This is a genomic window from Echinimonas agarilytica (genome assembly GCF_023703465.1).
In the GTDB taxonomy this organism is placed as follows: Bacteria; Pseudomonadota; Gammaproteobacteria; order Enterobacterales; family Neiellaceae; genus Echinimonas; species Echinimonas agarilytica.
Window position 1 is genome coordinate 147,433 of the sequence record NZ_JAMQGP010000010.1, and the last position, 15,100, is coordinate 162,532.

Annotated in this window: 12 protein-coding genes and 1 riboswitch; of the genes, 4 read left to right on the forward strand and 8 right to left on the reverse strand. The window is 45.8% G+C overall.

Going from position 1 to position 15,100, the window contains the following annotated elements:
- Positions 1 to 18 precede the first annotated feature (18 nt).
- A riboswitch (TPP riboswitch) is annotated at positions 19 to 132 on the reverse strand.
- 169 nt (positions 133 to 301) lie between these two features.
- Together trhA and NAF29_RS17195 are read left to right on the forward strand one after the other, a co-directional pair.
- A complete protein-coding gene (gene trhA / locus NAF29_RS17190) occupies positions 302 to 949 on the forward strand; it encodes a PAQR family membrane homeostasis protein TrhA (protein WP_251262866.1) in 648 nt (215 codons plus the stop codon).
- A 115-nt stretch (positions 950 to 1,064) separates the two neighbouring features.
- Positions 1,065 to 2,747, forward strand: a complete 1,683-nt coding sequence (locus NAF29_RS17195; protein WP_251262867.1) for a sulfatase — start codon at positions 1,065 to 1,067, stop codon at positions 2,745 to 2,747.
- A gap of 73 nt (positions 2,748 to 2,820) precedes the next feature.
- Here NAF29_RS17195 and NAF29_RS17200 read toward each other — a convergent pair whose 3' ends face one another.
- The 8 genes from NAF29_RS17200 to NAF29_RS17235 all read right to left on the reverse strand — a co-directional run bounded on the left by NAF29_RS17200 (position 2,821) and on the right by NAF29_RS17235 (position 12,904).
- On the reverse strand, positions 2,821 to 3,990 hold the full coding sequence (locus tag NAF29_RS17200; protein ID WP_251262868.1) for a porin: 1,170 nt from the start codon (positions 3,988 to 3,990) through the stop codon (positions 2,821 to 2,823).
- A 288-nt stretch (positions 3,991 to 4,278) separates the two neighbouring features.
- Positions 4,279 to 5,544, reverse strand: a complete 1,266-nt coding sequence (locus NAF29_RS17205) for a DUF945 family protein (protein WP_251262869.1) — start codon at positions 5,542 to 5,544, stop codon at positions 4,279 to 4,281.
- A 128-nt stretch (positions 5,545 to 5,672) separates the two neighbouring features.
- On the reverse strand, positions 5,673 to 6,155 hold the full coding sequence (locus NAF29_RS17210; RefSeq protein ID WP_251262870.1) for a GreA/GreB family elongation factor: 483 nt from the start codon (positions 6,153 to 6,155) through the stop codon (positions 5,673 to 5,675).
- A 77-nt stretch (positions 6,156 to 6,232) separates the two neighbouring features.
- The gene (locus NAF29_RS17215) at positions 6,233 to 9,367 is read right to left on the reverse strand and encodes an efflux RND transporter permease subunit (protein WP_251262871.1); all 3,135 of its coding nucleotides are present in this window, start codon (positions 9,365 to 9,367) and stop codon (positions 6,233 to 6,235) included.
- The gene (locus tag NAF29_RS17220; RefSeq protein ID WP_251262872.1) at positions 9,357 to 10,640 is read right to left on the reverse strand and encodes an efflux RND transporter periplasmic adaptor subunit; all 1,284 of its coding nucleotides are present in this window, start codon (positions 10,638 to 10,640) and stop codon (positions 9,357 to 9,359) included. The genes NAF29_RS17215 and NAF29_RS17220 overlap by 11 nt, the downstream gene beginning before the upstream one ends.
- Positions 10,630 to 12,045: a TolC family protein gene (locus tag NAF29_RS17225; RefSeq protein ID WP_251262873.1), complete on the reverse strand. Its 1,416-nt coding sequence runs from the start codon at positions 12,043 to 12,045 to the stop codon at positions 10,630 to 10,632. The genes NAF29_RS17220 and NAF29_RS17225 overlap by 11 nt, the downstream gene beginning before the upstream one ends.
- A gap of 418 nt (positions 12,046 to 12,463) precedes the next feature.
- Positions 12,464 to 12,640, reverse strand: coding sequence for a hypothetical protein (locus NAF29_RS17230; RefSeq protein ID WP_251262874.1), 177 nt, complete (start codon positions 12,638 to 12,640; stop codon positions 12,464 to 12,466).
- A gap of 3 nt (positions 12,641 to 12,643) precedes the next feature.
- On the reverse strand, positions 12,644 to 12,904 hold the full coding sequence (locus tag NAF29_RS17235; protein ID WP_251262875.1) for a hypothetical protein: 261 nt from the start codon (positions 12,902 to 12,904) through the stop codon (positions 12,644 to 12,646).
- Positions 12,905 to 13,083: 179 nt separating this feature from the next.
- Here NAF29_RS17235 and NAF29_RS17240 point away from each other — a divergent pair, with 179 nt between their 5' ends.
- Together NAF29_RS17240 and NAF29_RS17245 are read left to right on the forward strand one after the other, a co-directional pair.
- Positions 13,084 to 14,052: an FAD-binding oxidoreductase gene (locus tag NAF29_RS17240; RefSeq protein ID WP_251262876.1), complete on the forward strand. Its 969-nt coding sequence runs from the start codon at positions 13,084 to 13,086 to the stop codon at positions 14,050 to 14,052.
- Between the two features lie 282 nt (positions 14,053 to 14,334).
- On the forward strand, positions 14,335 to 14,982 hold the full coding sequence (locus NAF29_RS17245; RefSeq protein WP_251262877.1) for an HAD family hydrolase: 648 nt from the start codon (positions 14,335 to 14,337) through the stop codon (positions 14,980 to 14,982).
- Positions 14,983 to 15,100 lie beyond the last annotated feature (118 nt).

Sequence of the window (15,100 nt, forward strand, 5' to 3'; positions counted from 1 at the left end):
AAACAGGGGATGGGATTATTATGCGTTATGAGCCATTCCTCCGCCGGTATTAGCCGGATCAGGTTCAAAGGGTTCATCTCGAAGATGTCTCAGACTATTGATACCGCACAATAGTCGCCCCTTGGCTGAGGGGAGATTATAACGGTAGTTGGCAACCGACTTTCAACATTTTTGTAACGATTCACGAAATATCCATTGTTTAAGGTGAATTGACCAAAGCACATTCTTATCAGACCAGTGGTTCCATTCTTTATTTTTTCAGCGTACACTTGTTAGCTGAAACAACCAAGAGCTACCGAACATGCCTTCAATTCCTGCTTACTCTCCCGCTGAAGAATGGGCCAACAGCTTGACCCACGCGTTGGGTCTTATTCTTAGTGTTGTTGCACTGGTCATGATGGTGGTGGTGTCGGTAGAGCTGCAAGACACATGGCGTGTGGTGGCCACCAGCGTGTATGGCGGCAGTTTAATTCTGCTGTTTTTAGCATCGGTGGCATATCACGCGGTGCCATGGACAAAACTAAAAACGCGCTTAAAACTCTTTGATCATTGCGCTATTTATCTTTTAATTGCGGGTAGCTACACACCATTTCTACTCATCAGCATGCGCGACACCTTGGGTTGGTGGTTATTCGGCATCGTCTGGTCCATGGCGGCATTGGGCATCACCTTGAAAATCGGCTGGGGTAATCGATTTAAAATTCTCCGCGTCGCAAGTTACTTGGTCATGGGCTGGCTTATTGTTGTTGCCATCAAGCCATTAACCGACGCGATTGGTCAAGCTGGACTGATATGGCTGGCAGCTGGAGGAGCATGTTATAGCGTTGGGGTAATTTTCTATCTTCGAAAAAGCCTGAGTTATGCGCACAGTATTTGGCATCTTTTTGTCGTGGCTGGTGCTATGTGTCATTTCTTTGCGGTGTGGTTTCACGTGTTACCCATGTCATAACGTTCACAACTTGGGCAACACTGTATGATCGCACGCGAAACCAGCCAAAAACTCTATTCATCGTGGTATCACTTTTCTTTCACAATAACGCCTCTATTGTTGAAGAGTATGCACCATGCCCCAATCTATTTTTCAGGCTACGATGAAAGCCTGTGCACTTATTCCCGCCATACTGCTCACGGCATCATGCACAGAGCCGTCAAATGCTACACCAACTGAGGCCAAACCGGCTCCGGAAAACGCGCCCATGGTGCAGCGCGACAAGCCCAACATTGTGTTCATTGCCGTTGATGACCTAAATGTTTACAACACTGTATTAGGCAATGAAACCGATAGTTTTTTGCGCAAGGTTTACCCTAATCCTGAAGTGCGAGATTCAGTGCTAGAACGGCTAACCCCCAACTTGAACCGGCTTGCAGAGCAATCGTTAACCTTTAATCGAGCATATAGCGCAGCGCCTTTGTGCGGCCCGTCACGAACGGCTCTGATGACCGGCGTACCGCCTCATCAGTCGCATTACTACGCGCATGAAAAGCATTTTAGAGGCCATCCATCACTTACCAATGCCACCACATTGCCTCAATATTTGAAGTCTCAAGGATATTTCACAACGGGTGCAGGAAAGGTCTTTCACAAGGGACGCTCGTACCTCGATCGCGGCTACTTCAGCGATTGGCCCGACCAAATATATTCGTGGAACCATTGGGTTGAAGTTCATTCAGGTACCGGCATTAATGGCAAAAGCGATACACCAGCCTCAGAAACCGTATCCAAGTATTGGCCCGCACCTGAAGCTGCAAACAAGCAATTCACCCGTTTTGGCGTCACGACAGTACCTCGCACTCGTTCAAACGACTATGTAAATGCTCGATTTGGTGCAGAACTCATCACCCAAGGCACGGCAAAACTCACCAATGTTCGCGGTGATGTGGAAACCGTAACACTCCCCAAGACGCAACCTTGGTTTGTGGCCATCGGTTTGTTTGCCCCTCATCTCCCTTGGGTTGTTGAACAGGAATATCATGATTTATTCCCAACGAATGAAATGGCGATTGATCGCGAACTGTTAAATTGGGTCCATGAGAGTATTCAAGACTTGTCACCCACCGGTTTGAAAATTGCCAGTCAGTCTAAATTTGTCGACATCATCGCCCATGGCAAACAATTAGAAGGCGATGAAGGCGAGCTCAACGCGTGGCGAGAAGCGTTTCAGTCCTATCTAGCCACGGTTGCTTATAGCGACAGGAATATTGGTGAACTAGTGGACGCAATTGCTCGAAATTCAGAGAAAGACAACACAGTCGTCGTGTTATGGGCCGATCACGGATATCACATTGGAGATAAAAACCGAGAAGCCAAAACAACATTGTGGGAAGGCGCAAATCACACCAATTTGATTGTACTCGACCCGCGCAAAGCCAACACCACTAAGGGACTGCGCACTCAAGCTACCGTGAGTTTACAGGACCTATATCCAACGATCGTATCGATGGCTGGCTTACCTCGCCCTCAGGGTATTTACGGGTATGATTTAACGCCTATTTTGGATTCACCTGACGCTCAATGGGAGCCACCGGTACTGAATACGCACCTACGCGACAACCATGCGTTGCGCACCGACCAGTATCGATACATTCGCTTCGCTAATGGCGACCAAGAATTATATGACATGATTGAAGACCCACATGAGTTTACCAATCTAGCACGCAACCCAGCCTATGCTGAGACTCTCAAAACCTTTAACCAACAGTTGGACCAAGTGTTACAGATGACGCCTGACGATTACGCGTCTCATTAACCTCAAGGTTCCTTTCTACACACAAAAAAGCCAGAGCAAGGCCCTGGCTTTCTCATGCACAATGATTATACCTTTATAGATACAAACGAATACCAACCGAGTAAATGTCATCGGCTTTATCGCCGTTGGCATACACGGTTGAATCGAAACGATGTTCAGTGAACAATTCAACATTTTTAGACATAATGTAACTTGCACCTACCGCATAGTACTCAAGATCATACAAGCCGTCGTAATTAGAGTCATCCGTTTTTAACCGGTTGTAACCCGCATATAACCGCCAGTCTTCATTCGGCATGTAATGGCCATAAATCTCCGTACCTTTCGAGTCGAAGATCTCTCCGCTATCGTCAATTTCGTGATTAGTACCTTTGTAGTACACAGCAGCCAGATAAATGGCATCTGCATATTTGCCGTAATTTGCACTAAATGCCAATGCATCGGTGTAATCATCATTCAAGCCTGCCACATTCACGGTTCCGTCGACATCCAGCTCAGTGCGATTATATGCCACACCTAAATCAATTTCATACGGCGCGTGGTACACCATAGATACGCCATAACCATAGTCATACGCTAACTCAGCGTCGGCATTTTGCTCAAAGCGCTCAGTACAGTTAACTTGCGACTCGCCTTCGTCAACATTGCACAGCTGAATGGTGTCACCACTCTTAGCTTGCAATTGCACTGCAAAATCAAAATCACTCACCGAATTCCGATAAATAAACGATTTTTCTGCTCGGCCTGTGCCCGAAAATCCGCCGTCAGAGTGGTAGTTGAACGTACCCGAACCTTCGCCGCCCCAAACCATCAGGTAATCCGTCACATGCGTCACATCGTAGTACGCACTCCATTGCTTACCCACGGTAAATTCGCCATACACATCATGCTTCAAGCCAATGTAGCCTAAACGGTTCGTCAATGTACTGTCATCATATGGGTCACTTGATAATGAATTTCCGCCATCAGCAATGCCAAGTTGATCATTGTTGCTAATGAGGTTTAAACCCCATTCAATACCCCCCACAGCGGTCCATCCATTCCCAGCATCATAGTTAAAGTTAAAATTAATTCGGGATGCGCCATCACTCATGTCTGAGTCACCATCTTTTGCGAACGCATGCGCTTGCAAATAGCCCCCCATAGAAACTTCAGATGTATCGTCTTTATAGAGTTCAATGGCTGACACTGTGGTCGGAAGGATGAAAGTGCTCGCTGTGAGCGCTAAAAGTGTACGTTGCAAGTTCAATACCTCTGATGCAATGACGTTCGGTGCCCTCAATAAGAAAGCAATTGCGATAGTTTCAACTCTCAAGTCAGAGTTAAAAGTGAGGGGAGTGTAACGATTGGAACTGAATAAAAGCTGACCAAAATCAAATTTGAGATGAGCTCGCACGACTCTGCAACAGCACTTAACATTTCGCTAAAAACAGATGCAAGATGCCAACATTTACATGGCTAAAGGTTTAATAAAATCAACATCAGAATAGGACTCGTCGGCCACTCGAATGAATGACCGACACCCGCAAATTTAGTAAAATTTCTGCAATACTTGTCCGTTAGCAGTGACGACTCCGTCAGCAAGGCCTAACTTGGTTGTATAGCCATTGTCGGCCGTTCGCGTGACAAAACCAATTTTCACAAACTGTTGCAGCTGCGGCGCAAGCTGAGGAAACATTTCAGCCATCTCAGGGCCAGCATTCAACTCAATCTCAGCAGTAGTTTTAGCAATTAAACCCATCGGTTCAACCGTATCTGCTGCCGTAAATGCACTGACCTGACTCTGACCTTTTGCACTCACCACAAGTCCGTTGTAGTTCGCACTCAAGTCATTCAGCACCAGCTGAACGCCATTGGCTCCCAAGGAATCGACAATTGATCCGATTTCATCAGGGTCGCTCACCTGACCTAAAGTTTGCATAGCTGCCATTGCCGCGTAAGACAATTGCTCAACTGTGAAGTCTGAGTTAAATGCTTTAACGTCTACGCTCTGCATTGGGGAATTGTGAATCACCTGATCGATACTCATTTTGTAATTCATGGTCACTTGCGTATCGTTAGCCATGGCCACCAGCATATCTATCGCTATACCGTCTACTTCTAACGTTTCGTCATCCGTATTAATGAGAAATTCGTCAATGGTATAACGACCATCGCCTAACAAATAAACGCCATCTTGTTTGAACGATTGCCCTGTTAGTTTGACATTAGCCATTTCAAACGTGCCCGGATTTTCAGCCTCGTTGATGTGTGCTTTGATCCCATCAAAGGCCAGTTCAAACACGAAATGCTCAGACAGAACATCGCCTGAATAGGTCATTGACGCAGGTAAAATATCCACTGAATTTCCGTCTTCCATCAGTGTAAACTGTTCGCTCGTGAACCAGCCTTTTTGGCTGTTGGTCCAAAAGTTAATCACCACACCAGCTTCCGTTTCTGGTTTAGATTGCAACATATCAGCGAGGTTATGCTCGCCTTCTATTGCTAAGTCACTGTCGACATCACAGCTAACATAAAGCGCTAGAACTAAACAGTCAGCCACAGTCGACACTTGAAAGCTTTGAGGTTCGTTGTCATCGTTTGGAAATTGTGCTGAAAAATCAAAACGGTCTGAACGATAAAAGAATGAATTTTCGACATTCTCAAAGCTAAATTGTGCGGTTTCAGGTAATTGCTGCTGTGTATCTTGCGTTACGACTTGAAGAGTCTCTTCGTATTTATGATGGGTATAAAACGTTAAACCAGCAGCAATAGCCACGCCTGCTCCAAACGCAATGACAACAGATTTAGAACTCATGGAACATCCTTATTCATTATATAATTGAGTTGTAAGCTGTCATCCATCGATAGCAGCTCAGGTCGGGCACGATCATAGCACTATATACGCGATAGTTAGAGCCTTTCAGCGTGCACAAATGTAACCATTTATTGAACAGAAACAACTTCGTAGTCGGTGATTTTTCCAGCAATATCCACCTGAAAACCATCATCCAATTGCCGCCCCATCAAGGCATTTCCAAGAGGAGATTGAGGTGTCACTATGGTGATATGTTGACGCTCAAATTCAATTTTCAAGCCGCCTGCGCTGGGCCCCACAAAAAAGCGATGCGTGACATCTTCAGCACCCACAAGCTCAACCAAACTAGCCATCGATATTTTTGAAGGTATGTTATTCATCCCCCCTTCTAGAGCTTTATATTCCGCAACTTGAGCTTTGTATTCAAGCACTCGCTGAGATTGGCCATGCGCCAGATAAGATGCTTCTAAGGCAAATGTATCGTATTTATTCTCGGCCACGTTGTCGCCATCGGTTGCTGTGTTATAGGCTCTCATTGCTGCGGCTTCGGCTAATTTTTGGCGCTGGGTAAGTACCATCAAGATGTGTTCTAACAGCAATGTTTTATTCATCACAGCGACGCCTATTCACTTTATAAAGTTCGTAAACGCCACATCCTAAAACGGCAATCCAATGCTGTAAACACTGGTTATGATTTCACTTTGTCGAGATCGCGCCAATAATGAAATAGACGAATGGAACCTTTGACAATATCCGTTCCTACCAAGTACAGACAAGGGGTAAAAATCAAAGTTGTCAGAGTAGCGAACACCACTCCGTATGACAGAGATACCACCATGGGAACCAAGAATTTAGCTTGTTCCGTATCCCCTGACAACATAGGCACTAACCCCACAAAAGTGGTAAGCGAGGTTAATAAGATCGGGCGAAAACGCAGCGTACCAGCTTCCAGCACTGCCTCAAACACTCCCAAGCCTTTGGCTCTAAGTTTATTAAGGCAGTCCACCAGCACCAAGTTGTCATTCACCACCACCCCAGCCGCCGCTAAAATACCAAGCATTGAAAATGCGCCAAAATGAACGTTGTGGCCCAAATGACCAAATATGGCACCGCTAAACGCAAACGGAATAGCCGACATAATGAGCAAAGGTTTTAAATACGACTTAAATGCAATGGCCATCAACATGTAACACACGAGCAGCGCAAGCCCTTCGTAGTGATACACAGTTTCCATGAACTGTTGTTTATTGTGAGAGCCATCGCGCTTACCCAAGTTCACCTGTGGGTGACGCTTTCGCCATTCAGGAATAAAGTCTTCTTTTATTTTCTTAACCACCCTCCATGCGTCATTACCGGCATATTCAGCCCAGATCCAAACCGTTTTTTTACCATCTCTGCGCTGGATCCGGCTAACTCCTGGCTTAATTTCAACATCAACCACACTCAGTAAAGGCACTTCTCGTTTGTCTCGGGTACGAATCTGAAATTGATAAATAGAGTCGATGGATTCACGCTCCAACCGTGAGTAACGAACCCGGACGCGCGAGTCCCCTCCTTCACGGGGAAGACGCTGTACTTCTTGACCAAAAAAGGCTTGTCGAACTTGCGTTCCCACATCCCGCAAAGAAATACCCAGAGATTCAGCGCCTGGCTTTAGGCTAAACACGAGTTCCTTGCTGCCCTTGTCGAGATTGTCTCGAATGAGGTACACATTTTCGTATTCTGCCATGTGCGCTTTTAAGTCAGCCACTGCACGCGCCATTGCATCCACATCTTCACCTTGAATCATCAAAGCAACTTTTGGATCTCTTTGGTTTAATGTGGCCTTAAATTCTATTTCCTCGGCATCGGGAATATCACCAATAAATTCAGTGAGAAGTCGCGTTGCAGTCTCTGTATCAATGGCTCGTTCTTGGTATGGTACCAGCTTGAGATAACTGGCAATGCGGCTACCTCGAATTTGACTGTAGTGATGCTCTACAAACGCATAGTGCTGCCCACTGCCGTCATCTTCATGATGTTCTGCAATATATGCATCAAGCTTTTCATGGCCTCGATTCATTTGTTCCAACACTTGCTGTAAGCGCTCAAATGCGGCATTTTCAGGCAGAGTGACATTCAAGCGAATGGTGTCGGCCTCAATTTTAGGTTCAAAGGATTCCAGCACATAGCCATCGTTGAGTAATTTGACCGACAAACCAAAAGCCACTATAAAAATTGCCACCACAATGTAGCGGTAGTTCAGCACATAATGCATTGTCGGTTTATAAACCGCGTTCGCCAGCCACAACATGATATTGGAAAAACGCTTTCGGAGCGTTTCCAATTTAGACTCTTTGCGATGGGGATCATCGTCGGGCAGATGCCGTAAATGAGAAGGCAAGATAAACAGCGCTTCGAACAGCGAGAAGCCCAATGCCAGCACCACCACAATTGATATAGCGCGGGTAAATTCAGCAGTACTGCCCGGCAAAAAAGCCATAGGAGCGAACACCACGATCGTTGTGATCACACCAAATAAAACCGGCTTTGAGACTTCCTTTACCCCTTGATAGGCCGCTTCTGCACCATGAAAACCTTCTTCGTGCTTGCGGTGAATACTCTCGCCAATCACAATGGCATCGTCCACCACGATGCCAATCACCATCATGAATGCGAACAATGACATCATGTTCAACGACACATCAAAGCTTGGTAGCAACCAAAACCCGGCGGCAAATGCAGTTCCAATACCTATGGTGACCCACAAAGCCACTTTGGGCTGTAGGAATAACATCAACAAACAAAATACCAATATTAAACCACTAACCGCATTGGTTAAAATGGTATCAATACGGCTTTGGTACGTGTCATTCCAATCTTCCCAAACCGTTAGTTTTAAACCATCGGGTAATTGGCTTTGCTTCTGGGCAATGTATTCACGAACGGTGGCCGACATTTCAGGAATATTCATGTAGTCGGAATTGAGCACATCAATTAACACCGCCGGCTCACCATCGAACGACGAAAAACGCTTGTTGGCCATAAGACCATCCACCACTTGAGCTACATCTCCCAAGTAAAGCGTGGCACCGTCTTCGGCATGCCGGATCACCAAGTTTTCAAAATCTGCCTGCCTTTCAGCACGACTTCGAACACTCAATGTATATGATTCGGTATCGCTTCGGACGGTGCCAGCCGAAGTGTTCACTGAGTTGTTTTTAATGGCGTTAGACACTTCATCAAAACTCAAATGATATTGGCGCAGCTTTTGTTCGGAAATTTCAATGGAGATCTCTTCGCCAATATCGCCAGTAATCCCCACACTTGAGATCAAGGGAAGCGCAGCGACTTCTCGACGTACTTCTCGTGCAACCTTATTCAACAATAGCTCATCCACATAGCCATACAGTGCCACACGAATCATTTGGTCTCGATTGGTACGTTCAGTCACTATGGGGCGATCAGCATCGGCGGGCAAACCGTTAACCGAGTTAATTCGTTCACGAATATCATCGGCAAACTTACGTCGGTCGACCCGTTCTTCTCCGGTAATGGAGATACGAGTCCAACCTTCTCCAGCATTTGAAACAATGCTTTTTACGCCCTCTACATTCTTCACCGCTTCTTCGAAGCGAATCATAATTTGATCTTCGATGTCACGCGGACTAGCTCCGGCCCATCGGACTTGAATGTCCATTATGGATAGATTTACTTTCGGAAATGGCTCTTTTTCAACCGAAAACAAATAGCTCATGATGCCGGCGATGATCAACGAAATCATCGCTAAGTTTGCAGCAATTGGATTTTTAATCCACCACGCTAAAACCGACTTATCCTGCATGAGAAATCTCCGGCGTAGGCGATATTTGTTCGGTAAGCTCTACCTCTTCCGCGTTTTGAAGGGCGGGGACAGGTGGATCATTTTGAAAAATTGCCTGTACCGGTAACCCCTCCGTAGGGATGGCCAACGCCGAGGTAATGACCTTCGATGCATTAGGTAGGTTTTCGACCACGATAGAAGTAGGAGTGCGCTGCACGATGGATGCTGGAATCACTCGCAATTTATTGGCTTTATCTACCAGCCATAATGTTTGATTATTCCTCAGCACTTGCTTGGGCAACACCGTTGTTTGTTCAGCGACGCGGCCTAAAATTCTGGCACGAACAAACAGCCCAGACAGCAGAGGCGTGTCTGACGATGAATAACCATTTTTCACTTGAACCACGGCATAAATACTACGCGTGCGTTGGTCCATTACGGCTTCTGTGCGCACTACACGCCCTAACCAATTGGCGGTATGGTTGCCAAACTCAGTGTCGAGCTGAACGTCAAATGTTGAATCGTCATAATGCTCGTAATACGCCAGCGGCAAACCAACTTGCGCAAACTGTTCGGGAGTCATCGACAATCGTATTTCCATCACTTCCGTTGAAAACACTTCGGCAAGCACACTGGCTTTGTTGACGTACTGCGTCATGGTGACTGATTTATTAGCGACTCGACCATCAAAAGGAGCGTGAATTTGAGTGCGCTGCAATGCCAGCTCAGCCTGAGCCAATTCCGCTTCCGCTGAAGCCAACGTCGCTTGTGCATAACGAAGTTGTGGTAAGCCCTTTGCCAAATCAGAAGCGCCGATTCGATTCAGCTCCATCAGTTCTTGTTGGGCAGCTCGCGCTTCAGCCTCTGCCTTGGCTAATTGCTGTTGGCTTTGAGCAACTCTTGAGCGACGCTGAATCACAGCCAACTGGTAATCTTCGTCGGCAATAGAAATAAGCAATTCACCTTTTTTTATCACTCCACCGGGCACCAGGTTGGGTGACATATAACTGATTTTACCGGCCACCTCGCTTTTGAGCTCTAGCTGATCTTTCGGAGTCACAGTGCCTTGGCTATAGCCAATGATCTGGGTGTCTTGCTGAGTAGATTTCAACACAAAAACTTTGACGTTTTTTGCTTTACTGGGGCGTTGTTCTGGCTCGGGTTTATTGTTTTCTAACCAGTGATATCCACACCAAACTAACAGCAGCAATAACAAAGGGCTAAGTACCCATTTTTTAAATCTGCCCTGATGTTCAATGACAAAATTGGAACAGGCTTGGATATTAAGACGCATTGACTTTCTTCTCCCAAGGCGCGTTTAGTTGCACAGGAAAACGCTCACCTAAAGCCAAAACTAACAGCGTTCGATTGGCCAAAATTTCGTAGTACGCTCGTGTGAGCTCGGTTTCAGTATTAATGCGCCTTACTTGCAATGTTAACAACTCAAAGCTATTGGCTAACCCTGCTTCATATTGGCGACTTAAACGCTGTTCAGCGGCAAAAATCTGTTGGTAAGCCTGCTCTAAGGCTTGGTGCTTAGATCTAAGTTCGGCTTCACTGTAGATGCCGCGCTCTATTTCTTGCCAACTGTTGAGCAGCGCCATCTTATACTGCGCTAGCGCTAAGGATTGGCGCGCTGTATTTAGAGACTTATTGGCTTTAATTGCGCCCCCGTCCAGAATCGGCTGCACCAAACCAGCAGTGACGCTGCCCAACCAATACTGCCAATCAAACAAATCGCTAAAATTCTGGGATGTTGCGCGCAGCCCTGCATTCACCGTAATGTCGGGCAAATTACCTTTGTCAGCGTTGGATTTACGATAAAACGCACTCATTACGCGCGATTCAGATGCCACTAAGTCAGGACGCTGCTGTAATACTGTGCTTGGGGAAATGGTCAGTTCTAAAGGGGGTAATTCAAACGCCTCTAGCGCCAAATTCAGATCGGCCTCTGAATGCCGTCCCAACAGAACGTTGAAGCGCTGTTTTGCGCGATGAAAATTGAGACGATGCTGCACCAGCGTGGCTTCAATCGTGTACAGGCTATTTTTGGCCAAGCGCAAATCATGACTGGAGAGCAACCCTGCATCAAGGCGCGACTCGGTCATGGCCACACGACGTTGTTGGCTGCGCTGGTTGTGCAATGTCAGTTCTATCAATCGGTTTGCCTGCGACATATCAAAATAACTCAACAACAACTGGCTCACAGCCACTTGTTGTGCCGACTGATAATCCATCAGCACAGCGTCCATATCCGCTTCTGAGGCTTTTTCTAGGTCCGACAATTTACCCCACACATCGGCTTCCCAACTCACTCTAAATTGAGCGCTATAGCTGTGTCTGCTTTTTTTGTTTCCCTCATCAAGAAACTGATTTTCTCCGCCATCCATTTTAAAATCGAGTTCGGGCCAACGTTGAGCTTGGGCAGTCTCGTAATTGGCCTGAGCAATAGCGAAGCGCGCCAAATCAGCCTCTAGATCGGGGCTATTACTTAGCTCTTGTTCAATCGTGCGAGACAATTCTTGAGGCAATACCAATAATTGTTGGGCAGCGCTCTGCTTCATCAAAGGGAGCTGACGCCATTGATTAGGGGTGGCCTGATGAGCCTCAGGCAAAGCTGTAGAGGGGGAAGGATTTGTCGTGTTGCTGCATGCTGCGAGCACCAACACCAGCGATAGCAACCCGAATCGCTTATTCATGATTGTTCGTACCTAAAACATACATCGAGTAAATTCCTCACATGCTTACGCTGACATGAGCTTTTCAAAGCATCATGAAGAAATTCACGCTGTTTGGAATGGGTCAACTTGCCGACATATGTGACTAGCTGAAATTCTCTGATATTGAGCTAAAAGCTCCATATTGCTAATTTAAAAGATCAGATGAATTTAATCAAATAACCTTTAATTTTGAGGTCAGGACCGAGACGTTGATCAATACGTTTCAATCTTGAATAAAATCAGATCGTTGGAAGTAAATCTTTTAGACGAGTTTTTGAAGGTGGCATTGAAAAGAACGCTTGATAGAAGCCCTATGACTCAATCCGCGCGAGAAAGCCAGAAAATAATGCGGAGCGACTCTCCATTGTTGGAAAGCCGCCCATTTCACAAAAATGCGTTACTTCACCATCATGTAAATCAGTTGAGCAACCAAAGAAATCGCCACGAGTGGAATCAACCAGCGACTCATGGATTGCATTTGTTCCATTGACCGCTCTTTGCTCGTGCGTTCGGTGAGTTTAATCACAACAAATAAACCAACCATCAGCAATGCAATGATCATGAGTAAATTCATCAGCTATTCCTCGCTAATCCACGGCATTTCCGGCAGACCTGAAAGGTTTTGGGTATATCGCGTTAGATTAAACGCCTCTTGCCGTTCTGCTACGGCCACCAATTCTTCGGTCAATGCACAGGCAATCAATTCAAGCGCATCTTCTCGAGAATGCCCTGTCATCATCAGTCGCATGAGTGTTTCTTTCACAATTTTAGGCGCCTGATCGTCAAGTTGGTTTTCAACAACTTCAATCACATCAATGCCACTAAATTGATCGGTCATATTGATTTCCAGTTTTGCTCGTTATCGACCCGACCTAATCTACCCCATTGCATAGATTTTCACTAATGCGATATTATCACCGTCATTGCTAGCAACATTCACTGAAGCGTTCGATTCACATACGATTTCTGTTACTATCTCCGTGTCCAATCGAATCTAACGAGTTGAAATATCGAGAAATGACGAAGGTTAGCTTTGCCGGTCAAGACCTCGTATTAAACTCCGAGGAATCTGTTTTAGATGGTTTATTACGCCGCGGTCATACTATTCGATATGGTTGCCGCGCGGGCGCTTGTCAATCATGCCTGTTGCAAACAACGCAAGGCACGCCCACCCCAAAATCTCAGCAAGGCTTAACATTTGCACAAAAACAACAAGGCTGTTTTTTAAGTTGCCAATGTTTTCCAGCACAAGGTATGACGGTGCAATTGCCTCCTCGACCTGCTGAGCTAGTCATTGCTACAGTGGTTGAAAAAACGCACCTTAATTCAACCGTTGTTCGAGTTCGACTTGACGCTCAAATGGACTACCAAGCAGGTCAATTCGTTGCAATTTATCGCAATGGAGCCTTGTCTCGTCCCTACTCTCTGGCCAGTGTTCCTTCACTTGATCGCTACTTAGAATTTCATATTAAACGCGTTAAAGGCGGAGCTTTCAGCCGTTGGGCCTATGACGACCTTGCTGTTGGTACACATGTCGCATTGGAAGGACCTAAAGGTGACTGTTACTACACTCCGGGGCAAGCTCAACAACCTTTGCTGCTGTGCGGTATGGGTACAGGTTTGGCTCCCATATATGGTGTGGTGCGTGACGCCTTACTCCAACATCGTCATACCGGCCCGATTGATTTAATTGTTGCCACCACAAATGCTGATGAATTTTATTTAGTCGACGAATTACAAATGCTTGCTGCTCAATATAGCCAGTTGTCTTTGAGTTTTGTCTCGCAAAAGGGGCGCGCCCCGTTTGCCACTGAATCTGATATTCTTCACTACTTCCAAAATCATTATTCAGATTATTCCAGATTTTCCATATTTTTATGTGGCTCCAAACATATGGTGCACGCGCTGAAAAAACAGAGCCTTGAGTCTGGAGCTCTCGCCGAGCAAATCTTTAGTGATGCATTTGCCCCATTTACAGCTGAATAATTCCTCTAAAAGAGCCTAAAGATAAAATTGGGGCGAGCGCTATTTTTTTGACGTAAAGCTACCCAAGTTCACAATTAAACCTCCCATAACAAACAATATTTTTCCTTAATTAAACAATAATTTAACAACCTGAATAAATACTCCTCCTACCACTATCCTCATGTATAAATTCTATTTATAAAATAATCATTTTTATTCTACTTTTAGGCGGTCAGATCATTGACACTGGGAGTCATTGTCTAGCAAGCAATACTAAACAAGCTGAACGCTGGAGAAATTTAAATGAACTTTAGACCTGAGTACCTTGAAAACACCCCGCAATTTAATCATTCCTTAGAAGGGGTTGAAGGCGTTATTTTTGATTTAGACGGAACTCTGGTTGATTCATCTCTCGACTTTCAAGCAATGAAAGCTCAAATAGGTTGCCCTGCTGACGAAGATATTATTGATTACATTCAAAAGCTGCCATCACAAGAAGCGAGAGCAAGCGCTCACTCTATTGTTGCCCAACATGAATTAGATGATGCCGAGCAATCGAACTGGATGCCTGGCGCCCAAGCACTAGTGCAGCAACTTAAGCGACAAAGCATTCCTATGGCAATCGTGACCCGAAATTGCCGTCAAGCAACACGCATTAAAATAAAACGTAATCGCATTCCAATTGAGCAAATAATCACGCGTGAAGACGCTCCGGCAAAGCCCGATCCAACTTCATTAATTCGTATTTCCGCTCAGTGGAAAATGGCGTCTCACAACATACTTTACGTTGGTGACCATCTGTATGACGTGTATGCCGCGCATCGCGCTGCCATGCTGGCTTGCTTATATGTCCCCGGAAAATTGCCTGTATATGTGAACTCTTCAGATTATGTCTGCCGTAACTTGGATTTACTCGCAACCGCGCTTGATCGCACCGCTCACCTGACTTAGCACTTTCAAGTAAGCGCCATTGATATAATGCATTCTGCTTCTCAATGGCGACTTAGAGCGAGTGCTAGCGATGAACATCCACCTGCTACATCCGGATCATATTCCACCCAAGGACGTT